The organism is Burkholderia sp. 10_S31, assembly GCF_056930375.1.
In genome coordinates this window covers 512,966-529,551 of record NZ_JBXOWK010000001.1, presented here as the reverse complement: position 1 = coordinate 529,551, position 16,586 = coordinate 512,966, and the positions used below count along the sequence as shown (strand labels likewise).

Annotated in this window: 16 protein-coding genes; 9 read left to right on the top strand and 7 right to left on the bottom strand. The window is 66.5% G+C overall.

The window, feature by feature from the left end; translation table 11 throughout:
• Nucleotides 1–7 precede the first annotated feature (7 nt).
• Nucleotides 8–433 carry a type VI secretion system baseplate subunit TssE gene (tssE, locus tag AC1Z3W_RS02455; RefSeq protein ID WP_057926284.1) on the top strand — a complete coding sequence of 142 codons (426 nt, stop codon included), beginning with the start codon at nt 8–10 and terminating at the stop codon, nt 431–433.
• Between the two features lie 82 nt (nt 434–515).
• Here the strand turns inward: tssE and AC1Z3W_RS02450 are convergent, their stop codons facing one another.
• Nucleotides 516–1,409, bottom strand: a complete 894-nt coding sequence (locus AC1Z3W_RS02450; RefSeq protein ID WP_483506865.1) for an NAD(P)H-binding protein — start codon at nt 1,407–1,409, stop codon at nt 516–518.
• 283 nt (nt 1,410–1,692) lie between these two features.
• Nucleotides 1,693–2,598: an AraC family transcriptional regulator gene (locus AC1Z3W_RS02445; RefSeq protein WP_483506863.1), complete on the bottom strand. Its 906-nt coding sequence runs from the start codon at nt 2,596–2,598 to the stop codon at nt 1,693–1,695.
• Nucleotides 2,599–2,790: 192 nt separating this feature from the next.
• Here AC1Z3W_RS02445 and AC1Z3W_RS02440 point away from each other — a divergent pair, with 192 nt between their 5' ends.
• A complete protein-coding gene (locus tag AC1Z3W_RS02440) occupies nt 2,791–2,988 on the top strand; it encodes a hypothetical protein (protein ID WP_082664682.1) in 198 nt (65 codons plus the stop codon).
• A 39-nt stretch (nt 2,989–3,027) separates the two neighbouring features.
• On the opposite strand, the gene AC1Z3W_RS02435 is transcribed toward AC1Z3W_RS02440, so the two are convergent.
• Nucleotides 3,028–3,981 (bottom strand): LysR family transcriptional regulator, encoded by a 954-nt coding sequence (locus AC1Z3W_RS02435; protein ID WP_057926282.1) that lies wholly within the window; start codon nt 3,979–3,981, stop codon nt 3,028–3,030.
• 100 nt (nt 3,982–4,081) lie between these two features.
• On the opposite strand from AC1Z3W_RS02435, the gene AC1Z3W_RS02430 reads away from it, so the two are divergent.
• Nucleotides 4,082–5,440, top strand: coding sequence for an NAD(P)/FAD-dependent oxidoreductase (locus AC1Z3W_RS02430; protein ID WP_483506861.1), 1,359 nt, complete (start codon nt 4,082–4,084; stop codon nt 5,438–5,440).
• 324 nt (nt 5,441–5,764) lie between these two features.
• On the top strand, nt 5,765–6,199 hold the full coding sequence (locus AC1Z3W_RS02425; protein ID WP_124833979.1) for an HAD family hydrolase: 435 nt from the start codon (nt 5,765–5,767) through the stop codon (nt 6,197–6,199).
• A 371-nt stretch (nt 6,200–6,570) separates the two neighbouring features.
• Here AC1Z3W_RS02425 and AC1Z3W_RS02420 read toward each other — a convergent pair whose 3' ends face one another.
• Nucleotides 6,571–6,852: a hypothetical protein gene (locus AC1Z3W_RS02420; protein ID WP_057926441.1), complete on the bottom strand. Its 282-nt coding sequence runs from the start codon at nt 6,850–6,852 to the stop codon at nt 6,571–6,573.
• Between the two features lie 521 nt (nt 6,853–7,373).
• Between AC1Z3W_RS02420 and AC1Z3W_RS02415 the strand changes: the two genes are divergently transcribed.
• The gene (locus AC1Z3W_RS02415) at nt 7,374–7,679 is read left to right on the top strand and encodes a hypothetical protein (RefSeq protein WP_057926278.1); all 306 of its coding nucleotides are present in this window, start codon (nt 7,374–7,376) and stop codon (nt 7,677–7,679) included.
• Nucleotides 7,680–7,736: 57 nt separating this feature from the next.
• Here AC1Z3W_RS02415 and AC1Z3W_RS02410 read toward each other — a convergent pair whose 3' ends face one another.
• Nucleotides 7,737–8,102 (bottom strand): hypothetical protein, encoded by a 366-nt coding sequence (locus AC1Z3W_RS02410; RefSeq protein WP_162492266.1) that lies wholly within the window; start codon nt 8,100–8,102, stop codon nt 7,737–7,739.
• On the opposite strand from AC1Z3W_RS02410, the gene AC1Z3W_RS02405 reads away from it, so the two are divergent.
• Nucleotides 8,088–9,734, top strand: coding sequence for an EAL domain-containing protein (locus AC1Z3W_RS02405; RefSeq protein WP_124833981.1), 1,647 nt, complete (start codon nt 8,088–8,090; stop codon nt 9,732–9,734). The two genes, AC1Z3W_RS02410 and AC1Z3W_RS02405, sit on opposite strands and share 15 nt — an antisense overlap.
• An 86-nt stretch (nt 9,735–9,820) precedes the next feature.
• On the opposite strand, the gene AC1Z3W_RS02400 is transcribed toward AC1Z3W_RS02405, so the two are convergent.
• Together AC1Z3W_RS02400 and AC1Z3W_RS02395 are read right to left on the bottom strand one after the other, a co-directional pair.
• A complete protein-coding gene (locus AC1Z3W_RS02400) occupies nt 9,821–10,561 on the bottom strand; it encodes an SDR family NAD(P)-dependent oxidoreductase (protein WP_173938491.1) in 741 nt (246 codons plus the stop codon).
• A gap of 82 nt (nt 10,562–10,643) precedes the next feature.
• Complete coding sequence (locus AC1Z3W_RS02395; RefSeq protein WP_057926276.1) at nt 10,644–11,231, bottom strand: TetR/AcrR family transcriptional regulator; 588 nt, start codon at nt 11,229–11,231, stop codon at nt 10,644–10,646.
• A gap of 202 nt (nt 11,232–11,433) precedes the next feature.
• Between AC1Z3W_RS02395 and AC1Z3W_RS02390 the strand changes: the two genes are divergently transcribed.
• The 3 genes from AC1Z3W_RS02390 (at nt 11,434) to AC1Z3W_RS02380 (ending at nt 16,585) form a co-directional block, all read left to right on the top strand.
• The gene (locus tag AC1Z3W_RS02390; RefSeq protein WP_124833982.1) at nt 11,434–13,800 is read left to right on the top strand and encodes a DNA polymerase II; all 2,367 of its coding nucleotides are present in this window, start codon (nt 11,434–11,436) and stop codon (nt 13,798–13,800) included.
• A gap of 497 nt (nt 13,801–14,297) precedes the next feature.
• On the top strand, nt 14,298–16,364 hold the full coding sequence (locus tag AC1Z3W_RS02385; protein ID WP_483506858.1) for an FUSC family protein: 2,067 nt from the start codon (nt 14,298–14,300) through the stop codon (nt 16,362–16,364).
• Nucleotides 16,361–16,585, top strand: a complete 225-nt coding sequence (locus tag AC1Z3W_RS02380) for a DUF1656 domain-containing protein (protein WP_057926274.1) — start codon at nt 16,361–16,363, stop codon at nt 16,583–16,585. The genes AC1Z3W_RS02385 and AC1Z3W_RS02380 overlap by 4 nt, the downstream gene beginning before the upstream one ends.
• The last annotated feature ends 1 nt before the right edge of the window (nt 16,586 follow it).

Here is a 16,586-nt window from a genome sequence, read left to right as displayed (position 1 = left end):
CAGGATCATGCAGGCGCGCCCCTCTCTCCATGACACGCTGCTCGGTCAGATCAGTGGTGAGCCGCTCGATACTTACGACGACCGGACACTCGAGTGCATGAGCATCCAGCAAAATGTGCAGCGCATCCTGAACTCGCGTGCCGGCGCGCTGAAACACCTGCCGGACTATGGTCTGCCGGATCTGACGAACATCTACAAGGCGCTGCCCGCGTCAGCCCACATGCTCAAGCAGCAGATGGAGGCGACGCTCCTGAAATATGAGCCGCGCATCCGCTCCATCGACGTCGACATCCTCGAAAACGACGATCCTGGCGTGCTGGTGAGTTTTGAAATGACGTGCCATCTGAAGAAGGCCGGACTCGTGCGATTCGGTACGTACTTCGAGCCGCCCGGGCGCATGTGGTTGAAACGCAGGACTTCGGGGCACGGTTAAAGTGCGCCCTGAAGTCCAGACCGGGTTTCGTAACTTGCCAACCCGGTCCATCAACATCAACCCCGGATAGCTGCTGCTCGCATCACACCGACGCCGCCTGCTCGCGCACCGGCACAGCGAGCGCCTCCTCCGGTGCCGTCACGCCATACACACGCTCCGACACGCCGTCCTCCACATCGATCTGCCCCGCGTTGTGCACGTCGTACAAATCAACGATCAGTTGCGCATGACGCTCGCTGAGCCCTGCGCGTAACAGCGTCGCAGTCCATGCATCGCGCGGCAGTTCACGCGCGACGATCTGGCGATCAGCCGCCACGCCGAGCATCTCCGCGATGTCCCTCACGCTCACGCGCTGCGGTCCTTCGATGCTGACAATACGCGGTCCGTTACCGAATTCAGTCCGATCGAGCAGCAACCGCGCCGCCGCAACACCCACATCGGGCGCCCAGACCGTCGGAAACATCTTGTCGAGCGGATGATGAAAACTCGGCAGCGTGCCGGTTGCGAGCGCGACCGGCAGGATGCGCGTCCAGTTCTGCAGATGCTCGGCCGAGCGCAATAGCGTGAGCTGCGCCGGCACCGCCTTCAGGCTTTCTTCAAGACGATGAAAGAGCCGCGTGATGCCTGTGTTGCCGTCGCGTTCCGCGCCGTAGTCCGACAGCGCGAGCAGCACCGGCGGCGGATTCGCGGCGAGCGCGTCGGTCACGATGTCGATCGTCCGCTCCATCGTCGCGGCCGGGTCGCTGTCGGCAACGGGCACCGGACACAGCATCTGCACGGCTTGCGCGCCGTCGATCGCCGCGGCGACCGAGCGTGCGTCGGTCAGGTCGGCAATCGCGACGTCGCAGCCGAGTTGCGCGAAGCGATCGCGCCGGCGTGGGTCGCGCAGCACCGCGCGCACGGGGTGGCCTGCGTAGCGCAGGGTCGTCACGGTCGACAAGCCGACGTTGCCTGATGCTCCGAAAATCACGAACACGATTCGCTCCTGGGGAATGAAGGTGAAGCGATTGTCGGCGCTCGCCGCCAACGTGGCGCGCACGGACGGATGCCCCGGACAGGAACGGATGACGGCTTTGGAGATGGTCGACGATGTCCGCTGCGTGGCAGGACCCGGCACTTCTCCAACAGGCCGCTGGACAACCGTCCTGGACCGGAGACTAACCTGGTGTTGCTGGCCAAGCTGGAGCAGTCCTACGCCTGACGGGGAGTAGACTCGTCTCGGCGTCCTGCACGGAGAACCGGTCTCGCGTGACGGTCGATCAACGGTCCTCACCGCCGGAAGCGAGCCTCAACCCACCCCGCGCGCGCGCCCGCGCGATCTCCGTCGGCGTCACCCCCAGCACGCGATTCATCCAGTTCGCCATATGGCTCTGGTGCGCGAAACCCGCCTCAAGCGCAATCTGGCTGATGCTGAGTCGCCCTTCGAGCAACAACGCCTTCGCGCGCTCGACCCGGCGCCGCACCACGTACTGATGCACCGGCATCCCGAGCGTCTCGCGAAACAGCACCTTGAAATGCGGCACGCTGATCGACACGAGCGCCGCGAGTTCGGCCAGCGTCATGCGGCGCTCGAGGTTCGCCTCGACATAGTCGATCACGCGCGCCGCCGCCTTCGGAGCCAACATACGCCGGCGCTCGCGGAACGCCGGCTGGCTGTCGACCAGCCGCGCGACGAGCGCCGTGCACAGGCTCTCCGCATAGAGCGGATCCGACGCGTCTTCCGCTTCGAGTTCGGCGGCCATCGCCCACGCGATGTGCTGCAGCCGCGGATCGCGCACCTGCAGCCGGCGGCGGATCTGCGCCTGCGCCGGCTTCAGCTCGAGCTGGTCGAACGTGCGCCGCACGAACGCGTCGTTGAGCGCGATGTGGAGAATCCGGCAGTCGGCGCTGTCGGTCCACTGCCCCGGCAGGCCGGCGGGAATCACGTCGACGTCACCGTGCGCCTGGATGCGCGACACGCGTTCGCCGTCGCACACGCAATCCGCACGCACGGGCGAGCCGATATGCACGCCGATGCGGTGATGCTCGGCGGCCGGGATCCGGTACGTGCCCGCGCGAATCTCCAGCAGCGACGCACCGAAGCCGCGCCAGCCGAGCCCGCGGCTGGAGCGCAGGCTGACGGGCACGCCGTTGTCGGTCGGCGCCGCGAGAATCGGATCGCTCATCGTTTCCCTCCACCAGATCAGGTGTCGAACGCGCATTGTGACGCTTTTTCCGGCCGCTTGCCGGGCTTGCACGGCCATGCCCGCGCCGGGCAGAAAAAGATCATCCGTTTCTGCTCAGGCCCATCCTTGCGTGTGCGCCGCCGGGCACCGTGCCGCTTACGATGGCCTCATCCGACACCTACGGAGACCGTCATGCCCCATTACTGCCCGCGACGTGCAGCGTTCACCCCCACTTCACCGTCCCGCGCCGACCGCCGTCCTGCCCGCCCCACTCACCGCACCGACCGGACCACCGTCGCCGCGTGGTGCCTGCGCAGGATCGGCTGGTACAGCCTCGAACGGCTGCTCGCGTCGATCCCCGACAGCAACGACGACTTCGGGATCGTTTAACCGTCGAACGCACGGCACGCACATGCCGCCCTCATCCGCCTACTTACGCCGGCGTTCGTGCGGCGCGACCGTCGCGCCGTCGATCACCGGCGCGCCCTGCTTGATCAGGAAGTCGCGAAACAGCCCCGTCACCTGCGAGATCCGCCTATCGGCGAGCGTGATCACGTACCACTCGCGCACGATCGGATTGCCCGGAAACGGCAGTTGCCCGAGCAGCCCCGCGCGCAGCTCGAGTGCACACGCGTGCAACGACAGGAACGCAACGCCGAGCCCCGCTTCGGCCATCTGCTTGATCGCCTCGTTGCTCGACAGTTCGGAGCCCACATGGAAGCGGTAGCCGGCCGTCTTGAACAGGCTCTCGACCGTCGAGCGCGTGCCCGCGCCGCGTTCGCGCACGAGCAGGTGCGCTGATTCGAGATCCTTCAGCGCGACGCGCTTGCGCTGCATCAGCGGATGGCCGGGCGCCGCGACGAACACCATCGGATGCTTCGCGAACTCGACCGCATGCGTGCGCAGTTCCTTCGGCGCGCTGCCCATCACCGCGAGATCGATTTCATGCGTCGCGAGCATGCGGATGATGTCGTCGCGATTGCCGACCTTGAAATACGTCTTCACGTGCGGGCGCGTCGCGGTGAATTTCACCAGCAGCGGCGGGATCAGGTATTCGGCCGTCGTGATCGCGCCGATCCGCAGCGTGCCGCCGAGATCGCCCGTCAGCGCGGCCACTTCGTCGCCGGCCTCGCTCCACAGATGCAGGATCTCGCGCGCATAGCGCGACACGATTTCACCGGCCGCGGTGAGCTGCACGCCGCGCCCCACCCGCTGCAGCAGCGCGGCGCCCACCGCCTCCTCGAGCAGGCGAACCTGCAGCGACACGGCCGGCTGCGTCAGGTTCAGCTCCTCGGCCGCGCGCGACACGCTGCCGAGCCGCGCAATCATGTCCAGCGCCTTCAGCTGCCGGAACGTTGCGGTCTTTCCTATAAGTGAATACATATGAGTCGCTTATAAACATTAAATTGTTTGAGCAGGTGCAAAACTATATCGTCGGTTCCTGAGCAATGTCATCCGAATCGTCATCAGCGGGAGCCACAACATGGACAACATCACGCCTACCCTTGCAACGGATCGCGCACCGCGCGTGCCGCGCATCGTGATCGTCGGCGGCGGCGCCGGCGGCCTGCAGCTCGCCACGCGCCTCGGCGACACGGTCGGCCGCCGCGGGCAAGCCGAAGTGGTGCTCGTCGACCGCTACCCGACGCACTTCTGGAAGCCGCTCCTGCACGAAGCCGCATCCGGCCATCGCGATCCGGCCTCGCACACGATCGAGTACGCGGCGCAGGCGAAGCGCCACGGCTTCCGCTTCGTGCAGGGCGCGCTGCAGCGGGTCGATCGCGCGGCACGCGCGGCGACGATCGCCGCGGTGCAGGACGCGGACGGCACCGAGATCCTGCCGCAGCGCGAGCTCGGCTACGACGATCTCGTGCTGGCGGTCGGCAGCGTGACGAACTTCTTCAACGTGCCGGGCGCCGCGCGCCACGCGTTGCCGCTCGAGAACCTCGACCAGGCCGAGGATTTCCGCCGCAAGTTCCTCGCCGCCTGCACGAAGGCGAACCACCTGGCCGAGCAGCAGCCGGCGCGGCGCGCGGCACCGATCTGCATCAACGTGATCGGCGCGGGCGCGACGGGTGTCGAACTGGCCGCGGCGCTGCGCCACGCGATCCAGCAGCTGACGACGTATCGCTTCAAGGCGCTGGTGTCCGCACGCGACGTGCACATCCGGCTGATCGAAGGCGGCCCGCGCATCCTGCCGGCGCTCGACGAAAGGCTGTCGGCCAAGATGCACGCGCAATTGCGCACGCTGAACGTCGACGTGCTGACGGACACGCGCGTCGCTGAAGTCGGCGCCGACGCGATCACGACCGCGACCGGCGAGCGGCTCGCGAGCGACATCACGATCTGGGCGGCCGGCGTCGCGGGCCCCGCGATCCTGCGGGAACTCGGCGACATCGCGCTCAACCGGTCGAACCAGGTGATCGTGACCGATACGCTGCAGACGCCCGACGATCCGCACGTGTATGCGTTCGGCGACTGCGCCGCGTGCCCGTCGGCCGATGCGGGCCGCTTCCTGCCGCCGCGCGCGCAGGTCGCGCACCAGCAGGCCGTGTATCTGGGCGATGCGCTCGCGCGGCGCCTCGCCGACAAGCCGGTGGCGGGCTTCACGTTCCGCGACGCGGGCACCGTCGTGTCGCTCGGCCGGGCCGGCGCCGTGTATCAGGCCGACCTCGGCGTGCGTTCGCGCTCGCTGATCGTCGACGGGCTCGCCGCGATCGGGCTGTACAAGTTCCTGTACCGCAAGCATCTGTTCAGCGTGTACGGCCTCAAGCGCGCGCTGTTCCAGTCGCTGAGTCACTGGCTGCAAAGCCGCAACCAGCCGTCGATCAAGCTGCACTGATCGCCGGTTCGCACGCGGCATCGCAAGACGGCGTATCGGGTGCGCATCGCCCGATACGCCGTTTTTTTCGGATGCACACGTCCGGTGCATTCATGGCGTGCGCACGTTTGGTGCACCACATTGAAGACCATCGACACGATGCAGATCATGTGGAAAACATCGCATCGCGCATCTCCCCGCCAGCCATGGCTTGCCACCCGATTAATTAGTCGAATCGTATGGGTCGGATATAAATATTAATTGGTCGCATATTCCGGATCGACGCTAAGGTGTAGGGCATTCCCGTCCGCGAACGGACCGTCACGTCTCAGGAGAGGAATCACCGTGGTCATCGAAGCCATCGTCACCCGTCTCGACGCCGCATTCGCGCAGATCGAAGCGACACCGGATTCGCACGAATCGCGCAACCAGCGCGATGCGATCATCCAGTGGCTCGACAGTGCGTCGGAGCAAGGATATCGACTCGGTCTCGTCACGACGCTGCCGGCCGCCCGGCTCAGCGACATGTTCGAAGGCCAGTTCGGCCGTGCAAACCTCGATCGCTTCTCGGTCGTCGTGACCGACGCCCATCAGCAGGACTCCGTAGCAAACCAGCATCCGTTCGACGTTGCGCTGCAGGCGCTTGGCGTGCCGCCCGAGCGCGCCGTGGCCGTCGCGAGCAGCGAACCGGAACGTCGCGAAGCCGAGACGTTCGGCCTGTCGCGTTGCGTGCGCATCACCGACACGGTGCGATCGATCGCATCGGCTGGCGTGCACTGACCTGAGCATCTGCATACGGGCCGGCATGTGCCGGCCGGTCGCGATCCGGCGCGATGCCGACGATCACCCGACCGAATCCTGATATTCCGCCGTCAATGCTGCTTGCAGCACTCCGGGCTCGACCGATCCCGCCCCGGGGACGCAACGACGCCCTTCCTGCGTCGTCCCGCCCGCTTCAAGCCACGATGACACGCCCTACTCGCACCGCCACCGCCCTCGTCTGCCTGCTGCTCGCATGCTGTACAACGAACGCGAGATGAATTTCCAGCCCGCATGCGACGGCGGGAAGATCGCACCGGCGAGTCATTTCCACGACTACGCGGGGTTGACGCACTGTTACGGGTATCGGTGACGCACCACGGCGTGCCGCGTCAATGCGGGATTGCCGCGCTCGTGCGTGCCGCCCGCACGGCCTTCGGTTTCGCTGCGGGGTGCACCTTCGGATCGGCGCCGGCCGCATGTTGAACCTTGCGGGCCTTCGCGGGCGCCGCGTGTGCCTTCGACACAGGTTTCGCGTCGGCATGCGCCGCGGCCGGCGCCTTCGACGGCGAACGAACGGCATGCTGCCCCGGCTTCGCGGTCGTCGCACGGTTCGCCGCCACGGGCGGATGCTTGACCTGCTGCGCGTACGCCTTGACGTCGTGATCGCTCATCCACGATTCCGTATAGGCAGCCGACGCAGGCTGTGACAGGTTGAGACAGGCGACCGATGCCACGAGAAAGGCACGAATATGCGTGCGACGATTGAATGCGGTAATGACGAATGCTCCTTGCGATCTGGCTCGACGCGCCGTGTCGGCGCCGTCGTGGCGGCACGATAAATGAGCGAATTCCACATCGCAAGCCTCTCACGGGCGATCCGAACGATTCTTGACGTTTGAACGATCGATCCGGCGCGTGAGGTTTGTCACGCACCGCGTTCGATCGTGTCGGTCGCGGCGTCGCCCTTCTCCCCGTTCCGCTCGACCGCTTTCCTTCCAGCGAAACCGCGCGCGCTGGCCGCGCTTCGTCGCGATCGCGAACTCGATCATGATCGCGATCAGGAACACCAACGTCATGCCGATCAGGAGCACCTGCGTCCAGTCCACGTCGTGGCTCAGGAACACCGGCAGCCGTCGACGATCTCGAACTCGGGTTCGCCGGCGGTGTCGAACGTGCATCGCCGGAGAGTCTCATGAAACGCGCCGCCCCTTTCGCCATCCTGATCGTGCTTGCCGCCGCCAGCTTGCCGGCGGTCGCCGGCAGCACCACGTCGCCGGTTCCGCAGCAAGCGAGGAATTGCGTACCGTCCTCCACGTCCGCCTCCACCGGCACGGCGCCCGGCGCCCGTGCGGCGTCGAAGGCCCCGCCGATCCGCGTGTGCGTCGGCGATTCGGACACGCAATTGAACCTGCCGTGGTTCCTGACCGACATCCTCACCGCCGTGGACACGCATCAATCGCCCCGCGACCTGCTCCACAAGATGCGAAACGATTTCTGAAGCACGGATGGCCCCGCCTGCTCGCGCTGAAGAAATCGCACCACGCGGGTTGTGGCCTCATTCATGACGATCCGGCACCTGAATCGCCAGAGGTGACGTGCCACGCAAATATTTCTTGTTGAGCATCAATTGCAAGATTTCACCGTTTGTTGAATATCCATGTTTCGTAATCGCGCGCCGCGTCTTATACTTGCCGCGCACCATCCTCGTGCCAAGAGACGGTGTCTTCTGTCCCGGCCGCACACTGATGCGGCCGGGTTTTTTTCGGGGCGTGGCGTCTATATGCATAGCGATGCGCGTCGAGGCCGGTACCCCCGTCGCAATGCCTTGGCATGCGTGGCGCAAGCGTAGAATCGATTTGCGTCCCGATATCGGCGCGCGCCGTTGTGCCCCGGCCAGGCACGATGAATGCTTCGCGCCCATCCATCGACCGGTTCGATCTGCATTCCCATGCGTACAACAACAAGCGCGACCCGAGGAACGTCCACACCCGCGCCGGGCCCGAAGCCCGCATTCCAGCGCAGTGGCGTGTGGCCGCACATTGTCTTCTCGATTGCCCTGACCATCTGCGTGCTCGTGCTCGTGCTGGCGTTCGTCGTTGCCGATCGCCTCGCGCGCGAATCGGTTGCCCAGCACGAACGCGTCGTCGCAAGCGACATCGTGATCTCGGTCGACCGCATCCTCGACGGAATCCGCTCGCGGCACCCGGCGGAATTGAACGCGCTGGTCGGGCGGCCCTGCACGACGATCTTCAGGACGCTCGCGGAAGTAGGCACTCACCTGCGCTATCTTCGGGCCGTCGCGCTGGCCAACCACGGGCGCGTCACCTGCTCGTCGGCGCTGGGCCCGATCGATGTCCCGCTCGACGCGTACCTGCACGCGCCCGAACCGGGGATGACGGCCATCACGCTGCTTCGGCAGACGCCGTTTCAGCATCGCGTGCCGGTGCTGGCGGCATTTCGCGCGACCGCATCCGAATCAGGCGTCCTTTATCTGGTCGAAGGCGACTATGTCGCGGACATGCTCGCGCACGGTGCCCGCTTCGGTGCGGAAACGGCGACGCTGTCGATCAAGGGTGCGGGCGGCATCGATCAGCATGGCACGTTCGTGCCGCCATTCGGCGCGGCCCCGACGGCGGGCAGCGCGTTCGCTTCCGGCACCTGGCCGTTCACGGTTTCCGTCACCTCGTCGGAATCCTACGTATCGCAGGTGCAGCGGCACTATCTGCTGATCTGTGTGACGATCGCGCTGCTGATGAACGGCCTCGTCGTGGCCGCGTACCTGCTTGCGATGGCGCCGCGCCGGCTGTTGCTGAAGGCCGTTCGCAATGCGCTGAAGCGCGGCGAGTTCCACGTCGTGTACCAGCCGATCGTCGACGTCGAAACGCGCCGGACCGTGGGCGTCGAGGCGCTGCTGCGCTGGCACCACCCGAAATGGGGAGCCATCAGCCCGGCCGTGTTCGTCCCGCAGATCGAATCGAGTTCGATCCTGCCGAAGGTGACCGAATTCGTGCTGCGGACAGCCGTGTCGGAGCTGACCGCACTCACGCCGTCGATGCCGCTGCGCATCGCGATCAACGTCGCGCCGAAGGATCTCGAGCGCGCGCACTTCGTGTCCGTCGTCGAAGACTCGATCCGACAGCTGCCGCCGGGCTTCACGCTGGTGCTCGAAGTGACCGAACGCATCCTGCTCGAAAAGAATGCGCGCACCACTGAAATGTTCGCCGCACTGCGGACGAAGGGCGCGAAGTTCGCAATCGACGACTTCGGCACGCATCACAGCAATCTCGACATGCTGTCGCGCTTTCCGTTCGACTACGTCAAGATCGATCGCCAGTTCATCTCGCAGCTGACGACCTGCAATGCAAGGCTGATCGAAGGGATTGCGGCGCTCGCGCACCACTACGATCTGAAGATCATTGCCGAGGGCGTGGAGACGGAAGAGCAGCATCGCGCGCTGCATGCGGTCGGGATCCAGTATGCGCAGGGCTACCTGTACCAGCGGCCACAGCGGCCGGAAAACCTGAGGCGGGAATTCGTGCCGATGCCGGCTTAGGCGCAGGCCGGCGCGGCGGCGCCGACCGTTCGGCGCGCATGCATCGTCGTGCATCGTCACGATCGACGACGTGCCGCCGCATCGCACTACAGTGCCATCCCGCCGTCGATCGTCAGGCTGGAGCCTGTCATGTAGGCCGATTCGGCACTCGCGAGCCATGCCACGAGCGCAGCAATCTCGTCCGGACTGCCGGCACGCCCGAGTGGAATGAGCGGCCGGACGTGATCCAGCAGATCGGCCGTCATGTCCGTCCCGACCGGCCCCGGCTGCACGTTGTTGATCGTGATGCCGCGCGGCGCGAGATCGACCGCGATGCCTTTCACCATCACGGCCACCGCGGCCTTCGTCATCGAATAGACGCTCGAGCCCGGATAGCCGCTGCGCACGGCGGCATTGCTGCCGATCGTGACGATGCGTCCGCCTCGCGTCAGATGCGCCGCAGCGGCCTGAACGGCGAGGAACACGCCGCGTACGTTGACGGCCAGCATCCGGTCGAGATCGTCGACGCTGACTTCCGATACGTCGCCCATCTTCAGGATCCCCGCGTTGACCACGACGATGTCGAGCCGACCGAAGCGCTCGACCGTCTGCGCGACGGCCTGGCGGATCTCGTCCGCGCTCGCGCTGTCGGCGCGAATCGCCAGCGCGTTCCCGCCGCCGGCCTCGATGGCGGCTGCCGTCTCCTGCGCACGCTCGGGTGCCGACACGTAGGTGAACGCCACGTCCGCGCCGTCGGCCGCAAGCCTGCGCGCGATACCCGCGCCGATTCCGCGCGCACCGCCGAATACGATTGCTACCCTGGGTGCCGCACCTGAAGGCTTCGTCATGATTCGCTCCTTTATGGACTGATCAGTCAATAACAAACAAAAAAAACGCGCCGGCCGATGCGCCGGCGCGTTCAGCTTCCGCCTAGCTGCGTGCGCGGAGCCGCTCTGCCGCGAATTCGGCCGTCGTCCGCAATGCCTGCGGCCGTGTGCCGGCACGCGCAGCAAGCTGGATACCCTGCATCATCGTCAGCACGAAGCCGGCTGCTTCGCGCGCTTCGATCGAGCGGTCGATCTCGCCCGCTTCCTGCCCTTCGCGCACCCGCGCAACGAGCCGCTTCATCAGCATCGCGCCGGCCTTCTCGCGCAATTCGACGAGCTCCGGGTCGGCGGCGCCGAATTCGCAAATCGAATTGACACCCATGCAGCCGAGCATGCGCTCCGCCACGTCACCCGCGATCACGCCAAGCAGCAATGCCTCGATGCCCGCCAGTGCCGATGCCGGCGCGGCCAGCCGCGCGACATGGCCCGACACGCTTTCCGACTGATAGCGTTCGAGCGCTTCGACGTACAGCTTGCGCTTGTCGCCGAACGCGTTGTACAGACTCTGCCGGCCGATGTTCATCGCACCGAGCAGGTCGTCCGTGGACGTACCGGCATAGCCCTTCTCCCAGAACACGCGCAGCGCGCGCTCCAGTGCCTCGTCCCGATCGAATTCACGTGGTCTCACCATGGCAGCAGGATAGTTGTTATGGACAGATCAGTCAATAACATGGTCGACAACGGCTCGACGGCCTGTCCGGTTGCGGGAACGGGCACCTTGCGCGTTGTAGAGTGGCGCGACGGCACGCTCCGCCCCCATTTATCCTTCGACGCGCGGCACCGCGCGAGAGGCGCTAAAATCCGCCGCCTGGGCATCCACACGAGCAAGCGTTTTGACGGCGTTCGAGCAGGGTTTCATTCTCACCCGCCACTGGCGGGACACCGCATCCGGCATCGAGATCGAGTTCTGGCTGGCAACCGAACACGGTCCGCGCCGCGTGCGGTTGCGCCCGCAGGAAGCCGTCGCGTTCATTCCGGCCGAACAGCAGGCGCTCGCCGAACGCGCGCTGGCCGGCGAGCGCGATGCCGAGTTGCGCCCGCTCGCGCTGCGCGACTTCCGCCAGCGCGCCGTCGTCGGCCTCTACTGCCGCCGCTACCGCCATCTGTCGGGGCTCCAGAAACGCCTCGCCACGGCTGGCGTCGACGTCTACGAAGCCGACATCCAGCCGCCCGACCGCTACACGATGGAGCGCTTCATCACCGCGCCCGTGCTGTTTCGCGGCATGGCCGGCCGCGACGACACGCTGACCGACGGCGAACTGAAACCCGCGACCGGCTATCGCCCGACGCTGCGCTGCGTGTCGCTCGACATCGAGACGAGCATCCACGGCGAGCTGTACTCGATCGCGCTCGAAGGCTGCGGACAGCGGCAGGTCTACATGCTCGGCCCGCCGAACGGCGACGCGCCGGCCGCCGACTTCCGCCTCGACTACTGCGACAGCCGCGCCGAGATGCTCGCGCGGCTCAACGACTGGTTCGACGCGCACGATCCCGATGCGGTGATCGGCTGGAACCTCGTGCAGTTCGACCTGCGCATCCTGCATGCGCATGCGGAGCAATACGGCGTGCCGCTGAAGCTCGGGCGCGGCGGCAGCGTGCTCGAGTGGCGCGCGCACGGCCAGCAGCCCGATCACTTCTTCGCGGGCGCGGCCGGCCGGCTGATCCTCGACGGCATCGACATGCTGAAATCGGCGACGTGGACGTTCCCGTCGTTCAGCCTCGAATACGTGTCGCAGTCGCTGCTCGGCGAAGGCAAGTCGATCGACAATCCGTATCAGCGGATGGACGAGATCCAGCGACGCTTCGATCACGACAAGCCCGCGCTCGCGCACTACAACCTGAAGGACTGCGAGCTCGTCACGCGCATCTTCGACAAGGCCGACCTGCTGTCCTTCGCGCTCGAACGTGCGACCGTCACGGGCCTCGCGGCCGATCGCACCGGCGGCTCGGTCGCCGCGTTCACGCACCTGTACCTGCCGCGCATGCACCGGCTCGGCTACGTCGCGCCGAACCTCGGCGACGTGACGGGCCAGAACAGCCCGGGCGGCTTCGTAATGGATTCGCGGCCCGGGCTGTATGACTCCGTGCTCGTGTTCGACTACAAGAGCCTCTATCCGTCGATCATCCGCACGTTCCTGATCGATCCGGCCGGGCTGATCGAGGGGCTCGCGCATCCGGGCGACGACGCGTCGGTGCCCGGCTTTCTCGGCGCGCGCTTCTCGCGCACCGCGCATTGCCTGCCCGACATCGTGCGGCGCGTGTCGGAAGGCCGCGACGAAGCGAAGCGCCAGCGCAACGCACCGCTGTCGCAAGCGCTGAAGATCATCATGAATTCGTTCTACGGCGTGCTCGGCTCGACGGGCTGCCGGTTCTTCGATCCGCGCCTCGCATCGTCGATCACGATGCGCGGCCACGAGATCATGCATCGCACGCGCGAGCTGATCGAGGCGCAGGGCTACGAAGTCATCTACGGCGACACCGATTCGACCTTCGTGTGGCTCGGGCATGAGCACGACGACGATGCAGCCGCCGCGAAGGGCCGCGCGCTCGTCGAGCACGTGAACCGCTGGTGGCAAGCGCATCTGCGCGATCGCTTCGGGCTGGAAAGCGCGCTCGAACTGCAATACGAGCGGCACTACCGCCGCTTCCTGATGCCGACCGTGCGCGGCGCGGAAGAAGGCAGCAAGAAGCGCTACGCGGGCCTCGCACGCGCGGCGAACGGCGGTGAGGACCTCGTATTCAAGGGGCTCGAAACGGTGCGCACCGACTGGACCCCGCTCGCCCAGGCATTCCAGCGCGAACTCTACCGGCGCGTGTTCAAGCGCGAGCCGTACCAGGACTTCATCCGCGACTACGTGCGCCGCACGCTCGCCGGCGAATACGATGCGCAACTGATCTATCGCAAGCGCGTGCGCCGGCCCTTGAGCGAATATCAGCGCAACGTGCCGCCGCATGTGCGTGCCGCGCGAATCGCCGACGAATTCAACCACGCGCACGGCCGGCCGCTGCAGTACCAGCGCGGCGGCTGGATCAGCTACGTGATGACGACGGCCGGCCCGGAGCCGCTCGAGACGATGCGCTCGCCGATCGACTATGCGTTCTACGTAAGCCGTCAGTTGCAGCCGGTCGCCGACGCGATCCTGCCGTTCCTGCGCGACGATTTCGAACGCGTGATCTCGGGGCAAGGGCAATTGTTCTGAGACCGACGGCGCGGCGACATCATGTCCGCCGATTTCGTCATACGGTTGCACTCGCAACCGCATCCCCCGCCCGCTCCCTTCGGGCAACGCGCCGCACGATCGGTATTCATGCGGGCCCGCGCGCCGAGCGATAAGTAAAACCGATCGACCCGGTCGGAAATCCGACTTGGACGCCGCGCGCGCCGCGGCGCACAATTTCGTCCATCGCAATCGAATGAAACCCTGATCCTTCGCAACCGAGTTTTCGTGGCATTCGCGCTCGCCGATGCGTGTCGCCATGCGCTTGAATAAAAAGGAAAAGGCGCGCAAGCCGTGCTTCAAATGCCTGCAACAACCCTCCTTTTCGTGCGGTCTCCCGCTCCCGCACTTCCCGTCTCCCTTCGCCGCGGCGCATGCCGCAAACCGGCGCTGCACGACATGATGTGCGGCACGCCGCCTCCGACGCCGTAACGCAGCCGCAGCAACACTCTCCGCCTGTCTCGCCCAAGGAAACCGACGTGTCGCAAGCCACCGTCGCGCCGCTACGGCCGCGCGATCCATTCTCCATCGATCCGAGAAAGCTCCTTTTCTCGATCAGCACTTTTATCGCCGCCGCGCTTGTGCTGCTGATCTCGTTCGCGGTCAGCTTCCCGCGTCCGTGGTGGGCGCTGCTGACCGTCTACGTGACCGCGCAGCCGATGGCCGGCGCGTTCCGCCCGAAGACGATCTACCGGCTCGCGGGCATCGCCGCGGGCGCGATCGTGACGGTCGCGGTCGCCCCAAACCTGCAGAACTCGCCGGTGCTGCTGGTGCTGTGCCTCGCGCTGTGGATCGGCTTCTGCATCTATCTCGCGGTGCTCGACCGCACGCCGCGCGCGTTCCTGTTCCAGATGGCCGCGTTCAGCTCGGCCGTGATCTGCTTTCCGTATCTCGACGATCCAACCAACATCTTCATCACCGCGGTGTCGCGCGTCGAGGAAATGACGGTGGCGATCCTGTGCGTGACGATCACGCACATGCTGCTGAAACCCGCGAACAGCCGGCCGGTGATTCACGAGCGCGCGCTGTCGTTTCTCGGCGATGCGTGCCGCTGGACGGCCGAGGCGTTCGGCACGCACCACACGCGGCTCGAACACGAGCATCGCCGCAAGCTCGCGGCCGACGTTACCGAGCTCGGGATGATCGCGACGACGCTGCCGTTCGACCAGCGCTTCGCGCTCGCGACGCGCGACACGGTCACGGCGCTGCAGCACCGTCTCGCCGCGCTGCTGTCGATCGCGTCGGCCGCCGCGAACCGGCTCGACCAGCTGCGCTCGCTGAACGCGGTCGATGCGGAAACCACAGCGCTCGTCGATGCCGTGATCGACGACCTGCATGCATCACAGGACGTGGGCGAAGCGCTCGACGTCGGTCTCGCCGCGCGGTGCCGCGCGCTGGCGGCCGAGCGCCTGCTCGACCCGACCTGGACGTCGCTGCTCGCCGCGAACCTGTTCGATCGCACCGCCGATTTCATCGACACGCTCCACGCGGCGCGCGGGCTCGTGCGCACCTTCGCGGAAAGCGACGCCGAACTCGAGCGCCACCTGCCGCCCGCCGACGGCACGCGCCGCTTCAAGCTCGCGCGCGATCACGGGCTCGCGCTGCTCGCCGGCGCCGCGACGACCACGGCGATCATCATCTACTGCGCGGTGTGGATCCTGCTCGCCTGGCCCAACGGCGCGGCGACCGCCGCGTTCGCCGCGCTCGTCACCTGCTCGTTCGCGGCGCAGGACGATCCCGCACCGGTGATCGGCCGCTACCTCGTGTCGACACTCGTCACCTTTCCGCTCGCGGCGCTGTACCTGTTCGTGATCCTGCCGCGCGTCGACGGCGCCGGGATGCTGATCCTGACGCTCGCACCGGCCTTCATCTGGATGGGCTACATCCAGGCCGATCCCGCGCGTACCGCGCGCGCACTCCCGATGTTCTCCTGCTTCATCGTCGCCATGGGTTTTCTCGATCGTTTCCAGGCCGATTTCGCGCTGTTCCTCAATACGGGGCTCGCACAGGTCGGCGGCATCGTCACGACGCTCGTCGTGACCAAACTCTTCCGCTCGGCCAGCACGCGCTGGACCGCCTACCGGATCGTGCGCCAGAACTGGGCCGATCTCGCGCAGATGGCCGATCCGCACCGCCCGCTCGACGCGCCCACGTGGACCGCACGCGCGGTCGACCGGCTCGGCCAGGTCGCCGCGCGCATGGCGTTCGCGAATCAGGGCGATGCGCTGCATGCGGTCGACGGGCTGAGCGACCTGCGCATCGGCCGCAACATCATCCAGGTGCGCGAAGGCCTCGACAAGGGCGATGCGCAGACGCGCGTCGCGATCGAAGCCGCGCTCGAGGCAGTGTCGAACCTGTATCGCGCCCGCGCCGACGCGCATCACCCGATTCCGGCCACCGCCTCGCTGATGCGTGCGCTGAACCGTGCGATCGGCGCGGCCGCGCGCAACACCAGCGGCCGCGACGACGCCACGCTGCTCGCGCTGGTCGGCATGCGCTGCAACCTGTTCCCGCATGTGCAGCTCGTCGGAGGAACGACGCGATGATCGAGGAAATCCACATCTTCGGCATCTACATGCCGTCCGCGCTCGCGTGGGCCGTCGTCGCGCTGGCCGTCACGTTCCTGTTGCGCGGCGTGCTGCTGCGCCTGCCGCTGCGCGTACTGCTGTGGCAACCCGCGCTGCTCGAGCTGGCGACCTTCTTCCTGCTGTGGTGGGGCATCGCCCGCCTCGCCGACGCGTATTTTCCGTATCGCCTCCTCTCCTGAC

Bases quoted from the DNA above. Each gene is read 5' to 3' on its own strand.
- AC1Z3W_RS02420 (WP_057926441.1), bottom strand. From the start codon at position 6,852: ATGAGCGATCACGACGTCAAGGCGTACGCGCAGCAGGTCAAGCATCCG.
- AC1Z3W_RS02440 (WP_082664682.1), top strand. From the start codon at position 2,791: ATGCCCCATTACTGCCCGCGACGTGCAGCGTTCACCCCCACTTCACCG.
- AC1Z3W_RS02435 (WP_057926282.1), bottom strand. From the start codon at position 3,981: ATGTATTCACTTATAGGAAAGACCGCAACGTTCCGGCAGCTGAAGGCG.
- AC1Z3W_RS02415 (WP_057926278.1), top strand. From the start codon at position 7,374: ATGAAACGCGCCGCCCCTTTCGCCATCCTGATCGTGCTTGCCGCCGCC.
- AC1Z3W_RS02430 (WP_483506861.1), top strand. From the start codon at position 4,082: ATGGACAACATCACGCCTACCCTTGCAACGGATCGCGCACCGCGCGTG.
- AC1Z3W_RS02400 (WP_173938491.1), bottom strand. From the start codon at position 10,561: ATGACGAAGCCTTCAGGTGCGGCACCCAGGGTAGCAATCGTATTCGGC.
- AC1Z3W_RS02405 (WP_124833981.1), top strand. From the start codon at position 8,088: ATGCTTCGCGCCCATCCATCGACCGGTTCGATCTGCATTCCCATGCGT.
- AC1Z3W_RS02445 (WP_483506863.1), bottom strand. From the start codon at position 2,598: ATGAGCGATCCGATTCTCGCGGCGCCGACCGACAACGGCGTGCCCGTC.
- AC1Z3W_RS02380 (WP_057926274.1), top strand. From the start codon at position 16,361: ATGATCGAGGAAATCCACATCTTCGGCATCTACATGCCGTCCGCGCTC.
- tssE (WP_057926284.1), top strand. From the start codon at position 8: ATGCAGGCGCGCCCCTCTCTCCATGACACGCTGCTCGGTCAGATCAGT.
- AC1Z3W_RS02395 (WP_057926276.1), bottom strand. From the start codon at position 11,231: ATGGTGAGACCACGTGAATTCGATCGGGACGAGGCACTGGAGCGCGCG.
- AC1Z3W_RS02410 (WP_162492266.1), bottom strand. From the start codon at position 8,102: ATGGGCGCGAAGCATTCATCGTGCCTGGCCGGGGCACAACGGCGCGCG.